We start from the raw sequence: 17902 nt of genomic DNA on the forward strand, positions 1-17902 counted from the left end.
GTCGGAGCGAGGGGCGGCTAGCCCGCCCCTCGTTTTGTTGTAACCTGTTGTTTGCGTCAGCTTTATCGAAGAATCAGGGGACCCATGACCAAGTCGGAACTGATCGAGGCGCTGGCTCGGCGCCAGACCCACCTTGCCTTCAGCGACGTGGAACTTGCCGTTAAGAGCGTGCTCGAACAGATGAGCCAGGCCCTCTCCACGGGCGAGCGCATCGAGATTCGCGGCTTTGGCAGTTTCGCGCTGCACTTCCGTCCGCCGCGCATGGGGCGCAACCCCAAGACCGGCGAGGCGGTGGCCCTGCCGGGCAAGCACGTGCCGCATTTCAAGCCGGGCAAGGAACTACGCGAACGCGTGAACCTGGCCCTCGAAGACGCCGCGACTTAACGCGGCGTTTTTTTTTGGAGCAGGGGAGAAAGCAGGGGTGGGAAGTGGGGGCGCATGGCCCTGCGCCTTCGTGAACCTCCACTCCTCGCGGGAGCACTCATGCATGCGCCCCCACTTCCCACCTCCGCTTCCCCGTGAACCTGTACAAATACCGACCCTCACACCACCAAGCCTCCATGGATTCGGGTAAAGTCGCCGGATGCGTCTGATCGCCTTACTTTTCCTGCTGTTATTCGTCGCCGCCGGCATCGTGTTCGGCGCGCTCAACGCCGACCTCGTCCCCTTCGATTTCGGGTTCGCCCGGGCGTCCCTGCCCAAGGGCGGCGCCATGCTGGCGTTCCTGCTCGTCGGCTGGGTGCTGGGTGGGCTCACGGCCTGGGTGGGCACGTCGTTCGCCCACCAGCGCAAGCGCCGGCGGGCCCTCCGCGGCGGCAAGGTAGTGAACGCGAAGCCCGCATGAACCCGATCTGGCTGTTGGCGCTCGTCCCGCCCGTCGCTTTCTACTGCGGCTGGTGGCTGGCCCGCCGCACCGATGCCAGGCGCTCGGGGGCCAGGGTCAACGAACTTTCCTCCGACTACTTCCGTGGCCTGAACTACCTGCTCAACGAGGAGCAGGACAAGGCGCTGGAGGTGTTCCTGCGCCTGGCGGAATACAACCGCGATACCGTGGAAACCCACCTCGCGCTGGGCAACCTGTTCCGCAAGCGCGGCGAGGTCGACCGCGCCATCCGCCTGCACCAGCACCTGGTCTCGCGCCAGGGCCTGTCCGATGAAATGAAAACCGTGGCACTGCTCGAGCTGGGCGAGGACTACATGCGCGCCGGCTTGCTCGACCGCGCGGAGACGCTCTTCTCCGACCTGGTGGCCATGGACGCGCTGGCGCCGTCGGCGCTGCGCCACCTCATCGCCATCTACCAGCACGAGCGCGAGTGGCACAAGGCCATCGACCACGCCCGCCGCCTCGAGGCCATGACGGGCGAGGACGAGTCGGCGATGATCGCCCAGTTCTACTGCGAGCTGGCCGAGCAATCGCGCCAGCATGGCGCACGCACCGAGGCACGCGACTACATCCGCGAGGCCTTCGCCTGCCAGGCCGATTGCGTCCGTGCCCACATGATCGCCGGCCGGCTCTCGTCCGAGGAAGACGACATGCCACGGGCCATCGCGTCGTACGAGGCGGCTATCGCGGCCGACATCGCCTTCGTGCCCGAGATACTGCCGCCGCTGCTGCACTGCTACGCCCGCTCGCAGCAGATGGACCGCGCGGAAACGTTCCTGCGCGAGATCATGGCGCGCTACCACGGCATCTCGCCGGTGCTGGCGCTCACCCGCCTTTACGAGGGGCGCGACGGCGAGCGCACGGCCATCGATTTCCTCACCGGCCAGCTGCGCAAGCGGCCCTCGGTGCGCGGCCTCATGGCGCTCATCGATGCGACGATGGACAAGGTCTCGGGCGAGGCGCGCGAGAACTACCTCATCCTGCGCGACCTGACGCGCAAGCTGCTCGAGGGCCAGGCGATGTACCGCTGCAGCCGTTGCGGCTTCGGCGCCAAGGCGCACCACTGGCAGTGCCCGAGCTGCAAGAACTGGGGCACCGTGCGGCCCATCCATGGCGTCGCCAACGAATGAGCGCCTTGCCCAGCCCGTCGTGGTTCGCCGTCGGCTGCCTCGTCGCTGCATTCATCGTTTCTTTCGCCTGCGTGCGGGCCACCATCGGCTATGCCCATCGCAAGGGCATGCTCGATGCCCCGGGCCAGCGCCGCTCGCACAGCATGCCGACGCCGCGCGGCGGCGGCATCGGCATCGTCATCGGCACCCTCGTGGGCATGCCCGCCGCCTTGCTGCTCCTGCCGCCCTCGCCGGGCCCGGCGGTGGTGGGGGCCTTCACGGTCGGGGTCATCGCCATCGCCGCCATCGGCTGGCTCGACGACCATGGCTCGCTGCCCATCCGGCCCCGCCTTGCCATCCAGCTTGCCGCCACGCTGCTGTTCTGCATCGCGGTGGCCAGCCATGCGGCCAGCCTGTGGTGGGCCGCGCCCTTGCTGCTGGCGGGTGTCTGGTGCGTCAACCTGCACAATTTCATGGACGGCATCGACGGCATCGCCGCCCTCCAGGCCATTTTCTTCGGCGGCGCCACGGCGCTGCTGGCGGTGGGGGCAGGGGCCTATGGCATCGGCATCGCCGCGGGCTGCCTCGACATGGCGGCGCTGGCCTTTTGGTACTTCAACCGGTCCCCGGCCCGCATATTCATGGGCGACGTGGGCAGCGCCACGGTGGGTTTCATCGTGTTTGCCCTCACGGCCATGTTGTGGGCGTGGCGCACCGACCTGCTGTGGCCTGAACTGATCCTGTCCTCGGCCTTCGTCATCGACGCCTCGTTGACGCTGGCCGTGCGCATGCTGCGCGGCGCGCGCTGGTACACTCCGCATCGCGAGCACCTGTACCAATGGCTCGTGCGGCGGGGACAAACCCATACCCGGGTAGCTTCTGGCTACCTCTTGTGGAACCTCGTTGTATGCGTACCCAGCGCATGGATCGCGCTCCGCCACCCGGCGGTGGCGCCTGCGTGCTGCGTGGGGGCCTACCTGCTGGGGGCAGCGGCCTGGCGTATTGGCAAGCGATCGTGCTTGCGTCGAAGGGAGCGACATGTTTCTGCGTAAGTTCATTGGCATCATCCACCCCCGCACCGCGGTCGTCGCGCACGACCTGGCCATGGCGGCGCTCGCCTGGTGGATCGCGAAGGCGCTGCGTTACGCGCTGATGCCGGAATCCGCCCCGGTCACCTACCTGCCGATGGAATTCCCGCTGGTGCTGCTGGTGCAGGGCGCGGTGTTCAACTGGACGGGGCTGTACAAGGGCGTCTGGCGCTTCGCCAGCCTTCCCGACCTGTGGAACATCATCAAGGCCACCGTCATCGGCTCGCTGATCATCGGCCTGGCCATGGTCATGTACGCGCGCCTCGACGGCGTGCCGCGCTCGGTGCTCCTGGTCTACCCGGTGGTGCTGGTGGTGCTGCTTGGCCTGCCGCGGCTCAGCTACCGCTTCTGGAAAGACAGCCGCATCGACCTGTTCCAGTCCACGCCGACCAAGCGCGTGCTGATCGTCGGCGCCGACCGCGCCGGCGATGCCCTGGCGCGCGACCTGCGCCGTGACAGCCGCTACAGCGTCATCGGCTTCGTCGACGATAACCTGGCCCTGCGCGGTGCGCAGATCGGTGGCGTGCCGGTGCTGGGCACCATCGACCAGCTGGCCGAGCTCTCCCGCGCGGTCGCCGTGCAGATGCTGCTCATCGCCGTGCCGGGCGCCACCACGGCGCAGATGCGCCGCATCGTCGCCTTCTGCGAAAGCACCGGGTTGCCGTTCCGCACCGTGCCGCGCCTGGAAGACGTGGTCGCCGGCCGCGCGCAGTTCAACGAGATCAAGGAAGTGGCCATCGAGGACCTGCTCGGCCGCGATGCCGTGGAGCTCGACTGGACCGCCATCCGCGAAACCGTCAGCGGCCGCCGCGTGCTGGTCACCGGTGGCGGTGGCTCCATCGGTTCGGAACTCTGCCGGCAGGTGGCCCGCCTGGGTGCCGCGTCGCTCACCGTGGTCGAGATGTCGGAGTACAACCTGTACCGCATCGGCCAGGAGCTCACCTCGGCGTACCCCGAGCTCATCTTCAACGGCATGCTCACCGACGCCCGCGAATCGGTGGCCATCCAGCGTCTTTTCGAAGAGACCCAGCCGCAGATCGTCTTCCACGCCGCTGCCTACAAGCACGTGCCCATGCTGCAGGGCCAGCTGCGCGAGGCGTTCCGCAACAACGTGCTTGGCACGCGCGTGGTGGCCGATGCCGCCGTCCGCTGCGGGGCCGAGACCTTCGTGCTCATCTCCACCGACAAGGCCGTGAACCCCACGTCGGTCATGGGCGCATGCAAGCGCATGGCTGAGATCTGGTGCCAGAACCTGGCCGCGCACACCGCCACGCGCTTCATCACCGTGCGCTTCGGCAACGTGCTGGATTCGGCCGGTTCGGTGGTGCCGCTGTTCCGCCGGCAGATCCGCCAGGGCGGCCCGGTGACCATCACGCACCCGGAGATCTCGCGCTACTTCATGACCATCCCCGAGGCCTGCCAGCTCATCTTGCAGGCGGCCACGCTGGGCAAGGGCGGCGAGATCTTCGCGCTCGACATGGGCGACCCGGTCAAGATCCGCGATTTGGCTGAACAGATGATCCGCCTCGCGGGCAAGCGTCCCGGTTCTGACATACAGATCGTCTACACCGGTCTTCGCTCGGGCGAGAAGCTGTTCGAAGAACTGTTCCACCCGCTCGAGAACTACACCAGCACCACCCACGCCAAGATTTTCCAGGCCCAGCACCGCCAGGTGTCGTGGGAGCTGCTGCAGACGCAGCTGGCCCGCGCCGAGGAGGCTGTCTGGGCCTTCGATGAGGAAACCCTGCGTCGGTGCGTGTCGCAACTGCTGCCTTCGTTCCGCTGGAGCGAGCCGCAGTCCGGCAACGTGCTGCCGCTTCGCCGCAACGAAAGTGGAGACATCGCATGACCCAACCCCTGCGCACGGTGGTATTTCCGGTGGCTGGCCTCGGTACGCGCTTCCTTCCCGCGACCAAGGTGGTAGCCAAGGAAATGCTCCCGGTGCTCGACCGGCCGCTCATCCAGTACGCCGTGGACGAAGCCGTCGACGCCGGTGCCGACACGCTGGTGTTTGTCACCAACCGTTACAAGCACGCCATCGCCGATTACTTCGACAAGGCCTACGAGCTGGAAGAGAAGCTGGCCGAGAAGAACAAGGCGGAGCTGCTCGGCATCCTCCGCGACATCCTCCCGCGCCACGTGCGCTGCGTGTTCGTCACGCAGCCCGAGGCCATGGGCCTGGGCGATGCCGTGCTCCGCGCCAAGGCGGTGGTGAACGAAGAGCACTTCGGCGTCATGCTGCCCGACGACCTCATCTGGACGAAGGGCCGTGGCGCCCTGGGCCAGATGGCCGACCTGGCAAACAAGGAATCCGCCGGCGTCATCGCGGTGGAAGAGGTGCCGGAGCAGGACACCGACAAGTACGGCGTGGTGAAGCTCAGCGGCGAGGTGAACGACCGCTCTGGCGTCATCGAGCACATGGTGGAGAAGCCGAAGCCGGCCGATGCCCCGTCGAACCTGGCGGTGGTTGGCCGCTATGTGCTGCCGAGCACGATCTTCGGGTTCCTCGAGAAGACGACGCCGGGCGCGGGTGGCGAGATCCAGCTCACCGACGCCATCGAGGCGTTGCTGAAGTCGAAGGGCAAGGTGCTGTCGTATAAGTTCGAGGGCACGCGTTTCGACTGCGGTAACAAGTCGGGCCTGGTGCGCGCGACGCTGGCGATGGCGATGGAGGATCCAAAACTGGCCCCCATCGTCCGCGAGTACGCGGCGAAGTAAGCAAAAGCCCGGCACCGCCGGGCTTTTTTTTGCGCGCGATGCTCTTTTTAATCGGTTCATTCGCTAGCGCGAATGCATGTCTTCAGCGGCGTTCGCCGCCTATGGCGTGCGGGGTTGAGGCAAAGAGCCCTTGCTGCCCACCCTCGCGTCCAAGGCTGCGGCTGCGCCGCCGTGTTTTCCATTCGCGCACGGGTGTGCGCTCCTACGGGCCTACGGCCGCTCTCTTGTGCGGAACTCGCCTTGAGGGTGGGCACCAAGGACTCTTTGCGGCACGGAGGTGGGGTGGGGGCCGAGATACGCCTATGCGCGTGGACGACTCGGGGCCTCGCGGACGGGTGGCCGCCTGCAGGGTGCGCGTGCGCGGCGCGTTGGGCCCACTGCGAGGTGCAGGGCACCTGATGCCTCACGCCGGGTGGTGGGTGGTGGGTGTTGCGGCTTGGGGGTCGAGGGTTAGCGGGCCGAGGCGATGAGCGTGGTGGCCGCGTGGGCGGGATCGGTCGTCACCATCGCGCCCAGGGTCAGCATGCAGGCCAGCACGGCGGCGACGAAGAAGGTCTTCAGCAGGAAGGTTTCGACTTTCATGGTGGTTCTCCTCAAGCTTTGCGGGTGGGCGTGTTTGCCCTTTCGCCAGAGGAGTTGCATCGGCCGTGCCAACCACAGAAACAGGCTGCAAAGCCCGCTAGAAAGCCATTCTCACCACGACCCGCGAGCTGCGCGTTGTTGTCCGCGGACAACCGGCTGTCCGCGTCCCCTTGTCCGTGCGGGCGCCCCGCGCCGCGAGCGTGGCTCGACCTCATGCCGCCTCCGTGTTGCAAAGAGTCCTTGGTGTCCACCCTCGAGGCGAGTTCCGCACAAGAGAGCGGCCGTAGGCCAATTGATAACGTCGTGCGCCGGCAGGCGCATTTCCTTATCGAACGCGGAGGACCTGTCTGAGCAGCGAGGGTGGGCACCAAGGGCTCTTCGCCTCGACGCCACACGTAATAGGCGGCGAACGCCGCTAAAGACATGCATTCGCCAAAGCGAATGAACCGCTTAATTCACCGGCAACGTAGGAAGAAACTTCGGCCGCTGGAATGCATTGGCCTTTTGCTCCACGCCATACGCAATCGCAATCAACGCTGGCTCACTCCACTTCGCCCCGAAAAACACCACCCCCACCGGCAACTCATGTGCAAACGACACCGGCAACGTGATCGACGGATACCCCGCGATCGCCGCCGGCGCGGACACGCCACCCACCGTCGGGTCGCCGCTCACCACGTGGTCGCCCAGCACCAGGTCGTTCACGAACGCGGGGCCCCAGCTCGGGGCGAGCAGGGCGTCGAGGTGGTCCTTCGCTAGCGCCGCATCGATACCTTCCGGGCCGGCGAGGCGCTTGTTCTTCTCGACGATCGCCTTGTACGTCGGGTCATCGAGGCCTGCCTTCTCCTGTGACATCAGGAACAGCTCCTGCCCGAACCACGGCATCTCCTTGTCCTTGTGCGCCTCGTTGAACGCGATGAGGTCGGCCAGCGTTTTCATCGGCTGGTTGGGGCGGGTGGCGAGGTAGGCGGCGATATCGTGCTTGAACTCGTAGAGCATGACGTCGAGTTCGTGTTCGCTGAGTTCCTTCAGGTGCGGGATCTCGACGGGGTCGACCACGGTGGCGCCCTGCGCCTTCAGCAGCGCGATGGTTTTTTCCAGCGCGGCGTCGGCGTTGGGTTCGATGCCCGCGAGCTGGCGGACCACGCCGATGCGCTTGCCCTTCAAGGCATTGGGGTCGAGGAACCGGGTGTAGTCGGTGGCGTGCCTGTCGGCGTCTTTCGTGGCTGGGTCGCTGGCGTCGCTGCCGGCGATGGCGCTGAGCACGGCGGCGGCGTCGGCCACGCTGCGGGCCATGGGGCCGGCGGTGTCCTGGCTGTGCGAGATGGGGATGATGCCGGTGCGGCTCACGAGGCCCACGGTGGGCTTGATGCCGACCAGGCCGGTCATCGAGGCGGGGCAGATGATGGAGCCGTCGGTTTCGCTGCCGATGGCCACGGTGGCGAGGCCGGCGGCCACGGCCGCGCCCGAACCGGCACTGGAGCCGCAGGCATTGCGGTCGAGCACGTAGGGGTTGAGCGTGAGGCCGCCGCGGCCGGTCCAGCCACTGGTGGCGTGGTTAGAGCGGATGTTAGCCCACTCACTGAGGTTGGCCTTGCCCAGCAGGATGGCGCCGGCCTTGCGCAGGCGCGCGGCAACGGTGGAATCCTTCGGTGCCGTGGAACCAGCGAGGGCGAGCGAGCCGGCCGTCGTCTGCATCCTGTCGCCGGTGTCGATGTTGTCCTTCAGCAGGATGGGGATGCCCGCCAGCGGGCCCTTGCCCTTCGCCTTGCCGGCAATGGCGAGCGCATCGGGGTTGGTCTCGAGCACGGCGCGCAGCGTGGGCCCGGCCTTGTCGATGCGCGCGATGCGGTCGAGGAACAGCTGGGTCATGCCAGCGGGCGTGAGCTCGCCGCGGGCGTAGGCCTGCTTCAGCGTCGCGATGGAGGCGTAGGCGTCGTCCTCGCCGGCGTCGCGCGCGTGGGCGGCGAATGGAAGCACGAGTGCGAGCGCGACGGCGAGCGCAAGGCGTGGCTGCGGCATAAGGTCTCTCCCCCGGGGTTTGGCGACCGATGGTAGCCCTATACTCAGGCAGACCCAAGGTCGGCCCCAGGGGAGCGAGGCGATGCGACGTTCGTTCGGATGGTTCGTGCTGTTCGCGCTGGCGTGCGCGGTGCGCGCGCAGGATGCCGCCCCCGTGCCCGATACCCTGCAGCAGCGCATCGCCGCGTGCACCAGCTGCCACGGCCCGCACGGCGAGGGCGGCGAAAACGGCTTCAACCCCCGCCTGGCCGGCAAGCCGGCGGGTTACCTGGTGCGGCAGCTGCAGGCATTCCAGAAGGGCCTGCGCCACTACGAGGTGATGGAGTACATGGTGGCGCCGCTCGACGACGTCTACCTGCATGAGATCGCCGATTACTTCGCGAGCCAGGACGTGTCCTATGCCATGCACCCGGTGCCGCCCATGCCGCCCACCGCCACCGCGCGCGGCGAGCAGTTGGTGACGAAGGGCGACCCGGCGAAGGGCGTGCCCGCCTGCATGGCCTGCCACGGCCCGAACCTCACCGGCGTGCAGCCCGATATCCCCGGCCTCGTCGGCTTGCCGTACGACTACATCAGCGCGCAGCTCGGCTCCTGGCGCACTAACACGCGCAGCACCACCGCGCCCGACTGCATGGCCACGGTGGTCAGCCGCCTCACCGACGCCGACATCAGCGCCGTCGCGGGGTGGCTCGCCGCGCGCCCCGTGCCTGACGGCGCCCACCCCGAGCCCGCGGGCAGCGTGAAGCCGCCCCTGCGCTGCGGCGTGCTGGGAGACGGCACATGAGCCGCCTCCGCCTAGTTATCGCATTCTTGTTCTTGGCTCCCTGTGGGAGCGCGCTCGCGCGCGATCCCCTCACCGAAGGCCAATACCTCACCACCGCCGGCGACTGCGCCTCGTGCCACACCGCCCGCAACGGCAAACCCATGGCGGGTGGCCGCGTCGTGCCCACGCCCTTCGGCGCCATCCCGTCGCCCAACCTCACGCCCGACGCTGAAACCGGCCTGGGCACCTGGACCGCCGACGATTTCTACAAGGCATTGCACGAGGGCATCTCGCACGACGGCACGTCGCTGTACCCCGCATTCCCGTTCACGTCGTATACGAAGGTGACGCGCGCCGATAGCGACGCGATGTTCGCCTACCTGAAGTCGCTGCCCGCGGTGCGCAACCCGGCCACGCCGAACACATTGCGCTGGCCCTACCGCATGCGCTCGCTGATGGCTTCGTGGCGCCTCATGTATTTCGACGAAGGCGAATACCAGCCCGACCCGAAGCAATCGAAAGCGTGGAACCGCGGCGCCTACCTCGTGCAGGGCCTGGGCCATTGCAACGAATGCCACGCGAACCGGAACAGTTTCGGCGCGATGGCCACCGAGCCGTTCCTCGCCGGCGGCCTCGTGCCCGTGCAGAACTGGTATGCGCCCGACTTGTCGATGGGCCGCGACGGCGGCCTCGCGGGCTGGAGCGAGGCCGACGTGGTGGCGCTGCTGAAGACGGGCCGCTCGGCGAAGGGCACGGCGCTGGGCCCGATGGCCGAGGTGGTGGTGAAGAGCACGCAGCACCTCACCGACGACGATCTCGCCGCCATCGCGGTGTACCTCAAGTCGCTGCCGCCGCGCCCGCCGGTGACGCAGCGTGGCAACGCCGTCGATGCGGCCACTGTCGCGCAGGCCGGCCAGAAGGTGTACGCGCAACACTGCGCCGCGTGCCACGCCACCGACGGCCGCGGCAAGGGCGCGGCGTACCCCGCGCTGGATGCCAACGCATCGGTCACCGAGCCCACCGGCATCAACGCGATCCGCACGGTGTTGTCGGGTGGTTTCGCGCCGGCCACGGCGGGCAACCCGCGCCCGTACTCCATGCCGCCGTTCTCGCAGGTGCTCAGCGACGAGGATGCGGCAGCGGTGGTGACGTACATCCGCCATGCGTGGTCGAACCGCGCGTCATCCGTGTCGCCCGCCGACGTGCGCGCCTACCGGTCGATCCCCGGCGCCAACTGACGCACTTCGTCGGCCATGGCCTGCCAGGTGGCGAGGTTCCATGACCCGCGTGCCTGGCCGCTGGGCGAGGGCAGCACCCAAGCGATGGCGCCAGCGAAGGGCTCGGCCTGGCGCCCCGTGGCGACGGTTCTGCGCCCCAACGCGGCCATGCCTGCCTGCTTGCTCGTGAACGCGACGACGCGCGGCGCGGCGCGTTCGATCTTCGCGTGCAAGGCGATGGCGTCGTAGGCACCACGCGGCAGCTGGTTGTCGTTGCCGTGGTGGAACTTGGCCACGTCGGTGAAGCCGATGCCGAACCCCGGCATGAGCGGGAATTCGGCAGGCACGAGCAGCCGGGGCGTGAGGCCCACGGCGAACACGGCACGCCAGAACCGGTTGCCGGGGTGCGCATAGTAGGCGCCATCGCGCGCGGAACGCGCGCCGGCGGCCGTGCCGCAGAAGACAAGGCGCAGCCCGGGTTCGAGCACATCGGGCAGCACGTGTTGCGCGGAATCGGCATCGCTCATGCGGGCTACTTTAACGCGCGTTTGATGCACCACAACAAAGTGTCGACATCCGGCCTCTTAGGCTAGTGGCCCATGAACTCTTCTGACTGGATGCCTGACATCACGCATCCGTGGACGCGTTTTGCGCTGGTGGTGATCATCGCGCTGGCCGTCGCGGGCCTCGTCCACCGGGTAGCGGACCTGTTCCTGCGCCGCCTGGCGCTGCGCCACCCCATGGGCGCCAGCATCGTCGCGCGGGCGAACACGCCACTGGAGGCCATCGTGCCGCTGGTGGCCGTGCTGGCGGCGTTCCGCGCCGCGCCGGACGAGCCGGCACGCCTGATCGATGGCCTCGAACACCTGGTGGGTATCGCGCTCATCGGTGCCTGCACGTGGTTCCTCGTCCGCTGCATCGGCGCACTCGAAGCCACGGTGACGCGCTTCAACCCCATCGACCTCGAAGACAACCTGCGGGCACGGCGCCTGCAGACGCAGGTGCGTGTGCTGTCGCGCACGGCGATGGTCGTGATCATCGTGCTGGGCATCGCCGTGGCGCTGATGACGTTCCCGGGCGTCCGCCAGTTCGGCGCGAGCCTGCTGGCTTCGGCCGGTATCGCGGGCCTGGCCGTGGGCCTGGCGGCAAAACCCGTGCTCGGCAACCTCATCGCCGGGATACAGATCGCGCTGACCCAGCCCATCCGCATCGACGACGTGGTGATCGTGGAAGGGGAGTGGGGCAAGGTGGAGGAAATCACCAGCACCTACGTGGTGGTGAAGATCTGGGACGAGCGGCGGATGATCGTGCCGTTGCAGTACTTCATCGAGACGCCGTTCCAGAACTGGACGCGCACGTCGTCGCAGATCCTGGGCTCGGTGCTGCTGTGGTTCGACTACGGGCTGCCGCTGGAGCCACTGCGCGGCGAGCTGGAACGCATCTGCAAGGCCGCGCCCGAATGGGATGGCCGCGTGATGGTGCTGCAGGTGGTGGACAGCAACGACAAGGCGATGCAGGTGCGTGCGTTGATGAGCTCGACGAACTCGGGCAAGTCGTTCGATCTGCGGTGCAAGGTGCGGGAGGGGTTGATCGCGTTTGTCAGGCGCGAATGCCCGGCGTTCCTGCCGCGCTGGCGGGGGGATGTGGAGGGCCCGCTTCGGAACCTGGAGCATCGCGCGCAAGCGCGCTCCCACATGGGGTAGGCGCCATTGGCGTTGTCTGGCGGGGACTCTTGTGCAAGCAAGCTCCCACAGGAGGGCAAGCATAAAAAAAGCCCGGCTTTCGCCGGGCTCTTTCGTTACATACCGCGGGAGGCCTTCTTGCGGTCGTTTTCCGTCAGGTGCTTCTTGCGCATGCGGATTTCCTTCGGCGTGACTTCGACCAGCTCGTCGTCGTCGATGAAGTCCAGCGCCTGCTCGAGCGTGAACTTCGTGGCCGGGGTGAGCTGGATCGCGTCATCCTTGCCCGAGGCGCGCATGTTGGTCAGCGGCTTGGGCTTGATCGCGTTCACGGTCAGGTCGTTGTCCTTCGCGTGGATACCGATGAGCTGGCCTTCGTACACCGAATCGCCCTCGGCGGCGAACAGCTTGCCGCGCTCCTGCAGCGGGCCAAGCGAGTAGGCCGGGGTGGTGCCCGGGGCGTTCGCGATCATGACGCCGTTCTGGCGCTTGGCGATCGGGGCCGGGGTGTACGGGCCGTAGTGCTTGAACACGTGGAACAGCAGGCCCGAACCCTGGGTGAGGGTCTTGAACTGGTTCTGGAAGCCGATGAGGCCACGCGCCGGGATTTCATACTCCAGGCGCACGCGGCCCTGGCCGTCGGAGACCATGTTCTTCAGGTCGCCCTTGCGGATGCCGAGGCGCTCCATGACGCCGCCCTGGTGCACTTCCTCGATGTCGATGACGAGTTCTTCGATCGGCTCCATTTTCTGGCCGTCGATGTCCTTGAGGATGACTTCCGGACGCGACACGGCCAGCTCGTAGCCTTCGCGGCGCATGTTTTCGATCAGCACCGAGAGGTGCAGTTCGCCGCGGCCCGAGACCAGGAACTTGTCGGCGTCGGAGCCGTCTTCCACGCGGAGGGCCACGTTGTGGACCTTTTCGCGGTCAAGGCGCTCGCGCAGCTGGCGGCTGGTGAGGAACTTGCCGCCGGAGAGATCCTTGTTGCCGACGAACGGCGAGTTGTTGACCTGGAAGGTCATGCTGATCATCGGCTCGTCGACGCTCAGCGCCGGCAGCGCCTCCGGGGTATCGAGCGCGGTGACGGTATCGGAGATGGTCAGCTCGGGGATGCCCGAGATGGCGACGATGTCGCCGGCTTCGGCCGAGTCCTGCTCGATGCGCTCGAGGCCGAGGAAGCCGAGCACCTGGACCACCTTGCCCTGGCGCTTCTTGCCTTCGCGGTCGATGACGGCGACCGGCATGCCCTTCTTCAGGGTGCCGCGCTGGATGCGGCCGATGCCGATGACGCCGACGAAGTTGTTGTAGTCGAGCTGGCTGATGCGCATCTGGAACGCGCCTTCCGGGTCGACGTCGGGCTTGGGCGCGTGCTGCATGATCGCTTCATAAAGCGGGGTCATGTCGCCTTCGCGCGCGTTCTCGTCCAGCGAGGCGTAGCCGTTGAGGGCCGAGGCGTAGACGATGGGGAATTCCATCTGCTCGTCGGTGGCGCCGAGCTTGGCGAACAGATCCCACACCTGCTCGACCACCCACTCCGGGCGGGCGCCCGGGCGGTCGACCTTGTTGACGACCACGATGGGCTTGAAGCCCATGGCGAACGCCTTCTGGGTGACGAAGCGGGTCTGCGGCATGGGGCCGTCCATCGCGTCGACGAGGATCAGCACGGTATCGACCATCGACAGCACGCGCTCGACTTCGCCGCCGAAGTCGGCATGCCCCGGGGTGTCGACGATGTTGATGCGGTTCTTGACGCCCTTCTTCTTGTCTTCCCAGGTGATGGCCGTGTTCTTGGCCAGGATCGTGATGCCACGCTCCTTTTCCTGGTCGTTCGAATCCATGACGCGCTCGGCGAGCACGGTACGCTCGTTGAGCGTGCCCGACTGCTTAAGCAGCTGGTCGACGAGGGTGGTCTTGCCATGGTCGACGTGGGCGACGATGGCGATATTGCGCAGGAATTCGATGGACATGCGTCATGCACCGGCTTTTGCGCCGGGGCGGCCTCTTTGGGATGGGAAGCCGCCGATTATAAAGACTTTTTCAAACTTTCGCATGACGGTGCCGGGGCCCGGTCGCGGGCCCCGGCGAGACGGCCCCGGATCAGGGCTCCAGCGGCTCTTCGCGGCAGGCTTCGGGCACGTATTTCGGCTCGATTCCCTCGGCCGAACAGCGCCAGGTGACCTCCTTGCCTTCCACCACCGGGCTGAGCACCAGGATGCCGCCTTCCAGCTTGGCATTTGCCTTGTGCGGCGCCGTGGCGTCGAACTGGGCCGTGATTTCGCCGCCCGTGCCCACCTCGATGCTGCCGAGGTCGTCGTTGCCCAGGGCCTCGGGGGCATCGAGCCCGGCGGCCTTGTTGCTGGCCGGGAACTTGCCCGTGGCCAGGCGGCGCTCGGCCACGGCGGCCTTCACCGGCTCAAGCGCGTCGAGGCTGCGTTTGACCTCCGCGCGGATCATGTACTCCTGGTACTGGGGCACCGCCACGGCGGCCATGATGGCGAGCGCGGCGACGCCGGTGGCACCGCCTCCCTGGCCGACCAGCTCGATCGGCGACTGCTCGTAGGTGAGCGAGATGCCCAGCGTTTCCTTGTCCATCTCCAGCGCCGCGCCGACCACGCCCTTGTCCGGCAGGCCCAGGGTGTGGGCCGAGGGCAGGGTGGCGATATCGGCCGTGGAGCCCGAGGCGGCGGCGAGTACTTGCAGCAGCTGCAGGTAGGTGTAATACGCGTCGCGCTGGGCGCCCTGGCTGGTGGCCGTGTAGCCCATGAAGGTGCGCTGCCCCGGGTAGCCGTGGGCCTTGAACCAGTCGTCCACGGCGAAGCTGGCGCCGGCGGCCGCGCGGTCCGAAAGGGCCTGCGGCACCTTGGCGAACACCGCCCACTCGCCGTCCTCCGTCCACCATGCCTTGCCACCGGCGCGGTCGATCAGCTGCATGAAGCCACGCATGGTCGCGTCGGCATCGGCGGGCAGGTCGTCGGCCGAGTGCCCCGGCACCGACAGCCAGTGCACCTCGGTGCCGTCCACCTTCGTCGTGCCCGTGGCCCAGCCGGCGTTCGTGTTCTTCGCGAGGAAATCGTGCCAGGCCTTCCAGTCACGCACATGGATGGCGTTGAACATGCCGGCGTCGTCGGCGAAGAGGATGGCCTCGGGGCCGAACCAGGCGGTGTAGCTGGCCGGGTTGAAGTGGAAGCGCTTCTCGAGCTTGTCGAGGCCTTCGCGCACCTTCTTCGCGCCGTCGGGCCCGAAGTCGAGGTTGAGGTTGTTTTCGAAGGCCTTCCAGCCGTCGGCCGAGGGCACGGCAAAGGTGACCGCCCAGTGCGGTTCGCCCACCGTCTTCAGCGTGGGCGCGAAGCCCGACGGGGCCAGGTACTGCAGGGCGCGTGCCTGCGGGGCGTGCACCAGGAACTGGAACTGGCCGCGGCCGTTGACCGTGCCCGCGCCGAAGGCGATGGCGTCGGCCTTCGAGGCGAAATCGCCCGGCAGCTTGCCGAACGGCTGGTCGCCCGCCTGCGCGGCGGCGACGGCACCCACGCCACGCATCGTCACCCAGCCGAAGAAGCCTTCGCCGGTGGTATCGATGCGCGCTTCGAGCACCGGCAGCAAGGCCGGCGCGGTGTTGGCGGTGGCCTTGTTGATGTCGGCCATGAGGCTGGCGAGTGTCGCCGGGTCGGCGGGCGACGGGCCCTTCGGCATCGGCACCCCCGCGCTGATCCACAGCCGGTGCTGGGCCAGGTCGTAGTGCACGGCACCCATGCCGCTGGCGAGCTTGCCGTTGCCCTGCGCATCGAGCGGTGCCTCGAGTAGTGGCGTCGCCGGCGAAAGGGCGGCAAGGCGCTGGTTGAAGGCGTCGACACTGGGGAAATCCAGCACCGCGGTGATCACGCCGCGCGACGTGGGCGAGGGGATGCCCAGCGGATCGATCAGCGCCACTTCCAGCGTCGAGCGCAGGTCGCCCAGCAGCAGGGTCAACGCGGGGCCGGCCTTCAGGTCGGCGAGGAGCTTGTCCTTCGCGATGGCCTCGCGCACCTTGGCGATGGCGTCGAGGTTGGCCTTGGCCGACAGCGCCGCATCGAGCGGGCGGCCATTCGGTACGCCGTTGAGCATGCCCCACGGCGAGGGGATGCGGAGGTAGGCCACGGTCTGCGCGGGCAGGTGCTGGCGCAGCCATGCGGGCGCCGAGATCGCGGCCTGCGCGGCCGCCACCGCCTGCGGGTCGGCCTTCGGCGCGTCATCGTTCTTGTGGCAGGCCGCGAGGGCCAGCGCGGTGGAAATGGCTGCCGAAAGCAGCACGGTACGACGGGCAATCATTGCTCGGTATCCCCTGGGTTCGTCCGGCTCCTGCCGGGAAGCCGGAGGATAGCAGCGATACGTGGCGCTTAAGCGGCCTTCCGCCGCCCCCGCGCCACCACCGCATGCCCAAAGAACCACCCATAAAGCACCACCGGCACCGCGGCCATGACGTACTTCCCCACGGCCGGCACGTCCACGAGATCGAACGGAATCTGCGCCAGGAAAAACACGGGAAGCAACCACACCAGCGCCGTGGCGAACAGGGCGGTACCACCCGCCTGGCCGTGATAAATCCGCGAGAAGAGGGCGCTCTGCGCTGCGATCTGGCCCAGCGGCTCGGCGGGGTTCGGGAAGCCCTCGGGTGGAAGGGGTGCGGCCTGTTCGCTGCGGGTGCGTTCGGTGTCGACGCCGGGGCGGCCCGTGCGTGGGTCCACCGTGTGCGCGAGGACGCCGTGGGGGTCGTCCGTGGTGATCGTCTTGCCGTCGATCTCGATGCGCCGTTCCATCCGTTCCCTCCCGGGGCTGCCAGGTGATGTCGCCCCGGATGGTAGGGGCGAGGTTGTTAGGGTGTTGTTGTAGGCTTGCCGCACCTTACGGCTCAGGGATCCAGCCGATGTTCAAGGACGTGCGCAAGGCGTGGCGGTGGCCGGTGTTCGTGGCCAGCCTGTTGATCAGCATGGGAAGCATCGCGACGCTGCTCGCCGCGCGGCTGCCGGTGCATGCGGCGGCCAGCCGTTCGCCGGTGGGGCGGTACCTGCAGCCGGGCGACTCGTACGCCATGGCGTTCGCGCGCCTGGCGAACCATGTCGATACAGACCCCACGGCGCTCTATGCGCTATGGCAGGCCTCGCTGCCCTGTGCCGGTGGCATGGCCCGCGATCTCTTGCAGCGTCGTGGGTACTCCGCGAGCGAGAAGGCCTTCCGGTACTGGCAGGCCGCTTACTGCAATGACATGCCACAAGATGGCTGGGCATTCTGGTATGGCCAGGGTGTGTCGACGCAGTTCCGGCTACGCCACCCGAATTGGCCCCACGCAAGGCATGCGAAGGTGCCGACGGGGTTCTACGCCGACGTGTTGCGCGACGCGCCCGCAGCCGACATCCGCACGGCGTGGATGGCGATTCTCGAACCCGGGCAGGTACCGTGGCGCTTCGGCGAAGACCTGGTGGCGAACACGCCGTATCACGAGCGCCTCGCCAAGCTCCAGGGCATCGCCCTAATGTTGCTCGAATGCGACCTGGTCGGAGGCTGCGGCCCCGATGGCCCGATCACCTTTGGCGTATGCCGCTGGCAGCACGATTGCCAGTGGGGTGCGTCCCTGGGCGAGATCTTCCATGCGCGCTACACGTCCGGGGAAATGCGCATCGCTGAAGCGCTGCATGAGCGCCTGGTGGCGGAGCGGGCGCAATGGGCGAGCGCGCACCCCGCGCGTGCGTTGCCGCCGTTGCGGGCGGTGCGCCATGTGCATGGCGAGCGTGCCGAGTACGCCCATTGGCTGGCACACTGGCATGCCGCGCGCATCGGCCGCATCAGCCGGCGGCGCTAACAGGAATG

General features: G+C 67.7%; 16 protein-coding genes. 10 read left to right on the plus strand and 6 right to left on the minus strand.

Annotation, left to right across the window (positions count from 1 at the left end; genetic code table 11):
- The first annotated feature begins 84 nt into the window (after positions 1 to 84).
- From VI08_RS11400 to VI08_RS11425, 6 genes are all read left to right on the plus strand, one after another.
- Positions 85 to 384, plus strand: coding sequence for an integration host factor subunit beta (locus VI08_RS11400; protein ID WP_045829717.1), 300 nt, complete (start codon positions 85 to 87; stop codon positions 382 to 384).
- 199 nt (positions 385 to 583) lie between these two features.
- On the plus strand, positions 584 to 844 hold the full coding sequence (locus tag VI08_RS11405) for a lipopolysaccharide assembly protein LapA domain-containing protein (protein WP_045829718.1): 261 nt from the start codon (positions 584 to 586) through the stop codon (positions 842 to 844).
- Entirely contained in the window at positions 841 to 2013 is a 1173-nt protein-coding gene (gene lapB, locus VI08_RS11410; protein ID WP_045829719.1) for a lipopolysaccharide assembly protein LapB, read from the plus strand. Before VI08_RS11405 ends, lapB begins: the two co-directional genes overlap by 4 nt.
- Entirely contained in the window at positions 2010 to 3044 is a 1035-nt protein-coding gene (locus VI08_RS11415) for an MraY family glycosyltransferase (RefSeq protein ID WP_045829720.1), read from the plus strand. The genes lapB and VI08_RS11415 overlap by 4 nt, the downstream gene beginning before the upstream one ends.
- Entirely contained in the window at positions 3031 to 4929 is a 1899-nt protein-coding gene (locus tag VI08_RS11420) for a polysaccharide biosynthesis protein (RefSeq protein WP_045829721.1), read from the plus strand. Before VI08_RS11415 ends, VI08_RS11420 begins: the two co-directional genes overlap by 14 nt.
- On the plus strand, positions 4926 to 5798 hold the full coding sequence (locus tag VI08_RS11425; protein WP_045829722.1) for a UTP--glucose-1-phosphate uridylyltransferase: 873 nt from the start codon (positions 4926 to 4928) through the stop codon (positions 5796 to 5798). Before VI08_RS11420 ends, VI08_RS11425 begins: the two co-directional genes overlap by 4 nt.
- A 450-nt stretch (positions 5799 to 6248) precedes the next feature.
- Here the strand turns inward: VI08_RS11425 and VI08_RS22375 are convergent, their stop codons facing one another.
- Positions 6249 to 6380, minus strand: coding sequence for a hypothetical protein (locus VI08_RS22375; protein ID WP_269745837.1), 132 nt, complete (start codon positions 6378 to 6380; stop codon positions 6249 to 6251).
- A 450-nt stretch (positions 6381 to 6830) separates the two neighbouring features.
- On the minus strand, positions 6831 to 8402 hold the full coding sequence (locus VI08_RS11430) for an amidase (protein ID WP_045829723.1): 1572 nt from the start codon (positions 8400 to 8402) through the stop codon (positions 6831 to 6833).
- Positions 8403 to 8484: 82 nt separating this feature from the next.
- Between VI08_RS11430 and VI08_RS11435 the strand changes: the two genes are divergently transcribed.
- Positions 8485 to 9186, plus strand: a complete 702-nt coding sequence (locus tag VI08_RS11435) for a c-type cytochrome (RefSeq protein ID WP_045829724.1) — start codon at positions 8485 to 8487, stop codon at positions 9184 to 9186.
- Complete coding sequence (locus VI08_RS11440; RefSeq protein ID WP_052697843.1) at positions 9183 to 10403, plus strand: cytochrome c; 1221 nt, start codon at positions 9183 to 9185, stop codon at positions 10401 to 10403. The genes VI08_RS11435 and VI08_RS11440 overlap by 4 nt, the downstream gene beginning before the upstream one ends.
- Here VI08_RS11440 and VI08_RS11445 read toward each other — a convergent pair.
- Positions 10376 to 10909, minus strand: a complete 534-nt coding sequence (locus tag VI08_RS11445; RefSeq protein ID WP_045829725.1) for a mismatch-specific DNA-glycosylase — start codon at positions 10907 to 10909, stop codon at positions 10376 to 10378. The two genes, VI08_RS11440 and VI08_RS11445, sit on opposite strands and share 28 nt — an antisense overlap.
- Before the next feature lie 72 nt (positions 10910 to 10981).
- On the opposite strand from VI08_RS11445, the gene VI08_RS11450 reads away from it, so the two are divergent.
- Entirely contained in the window at positions 10982 to 12085 is a 1104-nt protein-coding gene (locus VI08_RS11450) for a mechanosensitive ion channel family protein (protein WP_198148928.1), read from the plus strand.
- A gap of 95 nt (positions 12086 to 12180) precedes the next feature.
- Here VI08_RS11450 and typA read toward each other — a convergent pair whose 3' ends face one another.
- The 3 genes from typA to VI08_RS11465 form a co-directional block, all read right to left on the minus strand.
- On the minus strand, positions 12181 to 14028 hold the full coding sequence (gene typA / locus VI08_RS11455; RefSeq protein WP_045829727.1) for a translational GTPase TypA: 1848 nt from the start codon (positions 14026 to 14028) through the stop codon (positions 12181 to 12183).
- Positions 14029 to 14158: 130 nt separating this feature from the next.
- Positions 14159 to 16366, minus strand: a complete 2208-nt coding sequence (locus VI08_RS20860) for a pilin (RefSeq protein ID WP_052697844.1) — start codon at positions 16364 to 16366, stop codon at positions 14159 to 14161.
- Positions 16367 to 16434: 68 nt separating this feature from the next.
- Positions 16435 to 16854, minus strand: coding sequence for a hypothetical protein (locus VI08_RS11465; RefSeq protein ID WP_045829728.1), 420 nt, complete (start codon positions 16852 to 16854; stop codon positions 16435 to 16437).
- 107 nt (positions 16855 to 16961) lie between these two features.
- On the opposite strand from VI08_RS11465, the gene VI08_RS11470 reads away from it, so the two are divergent.
- Positions 16962 to 17894: a hypothetical protein gene (locus VI08_RS11470; protein ID WP_045829729.1), complete on the plus strand. Its 933-nt coding sequence runs from the start codon at positions 16962 to 16964 to the stop codon at positions 17892 to 17894.
- The last annotated feature ends 8 nt before the right edge of the window (positions 17895 to 17902 follow it).

Origin of the sequence: Luteibacter yeojuensis, from assembly GCF_000964085.1 — a bacterium.
Lineage (GTDB): Bacteria > Pseudomonadota > Gammaproteobacteria > Xanthomonadales > Rhodanobacteraceae > Luteibacter > Luteibacter yeojuensis_A.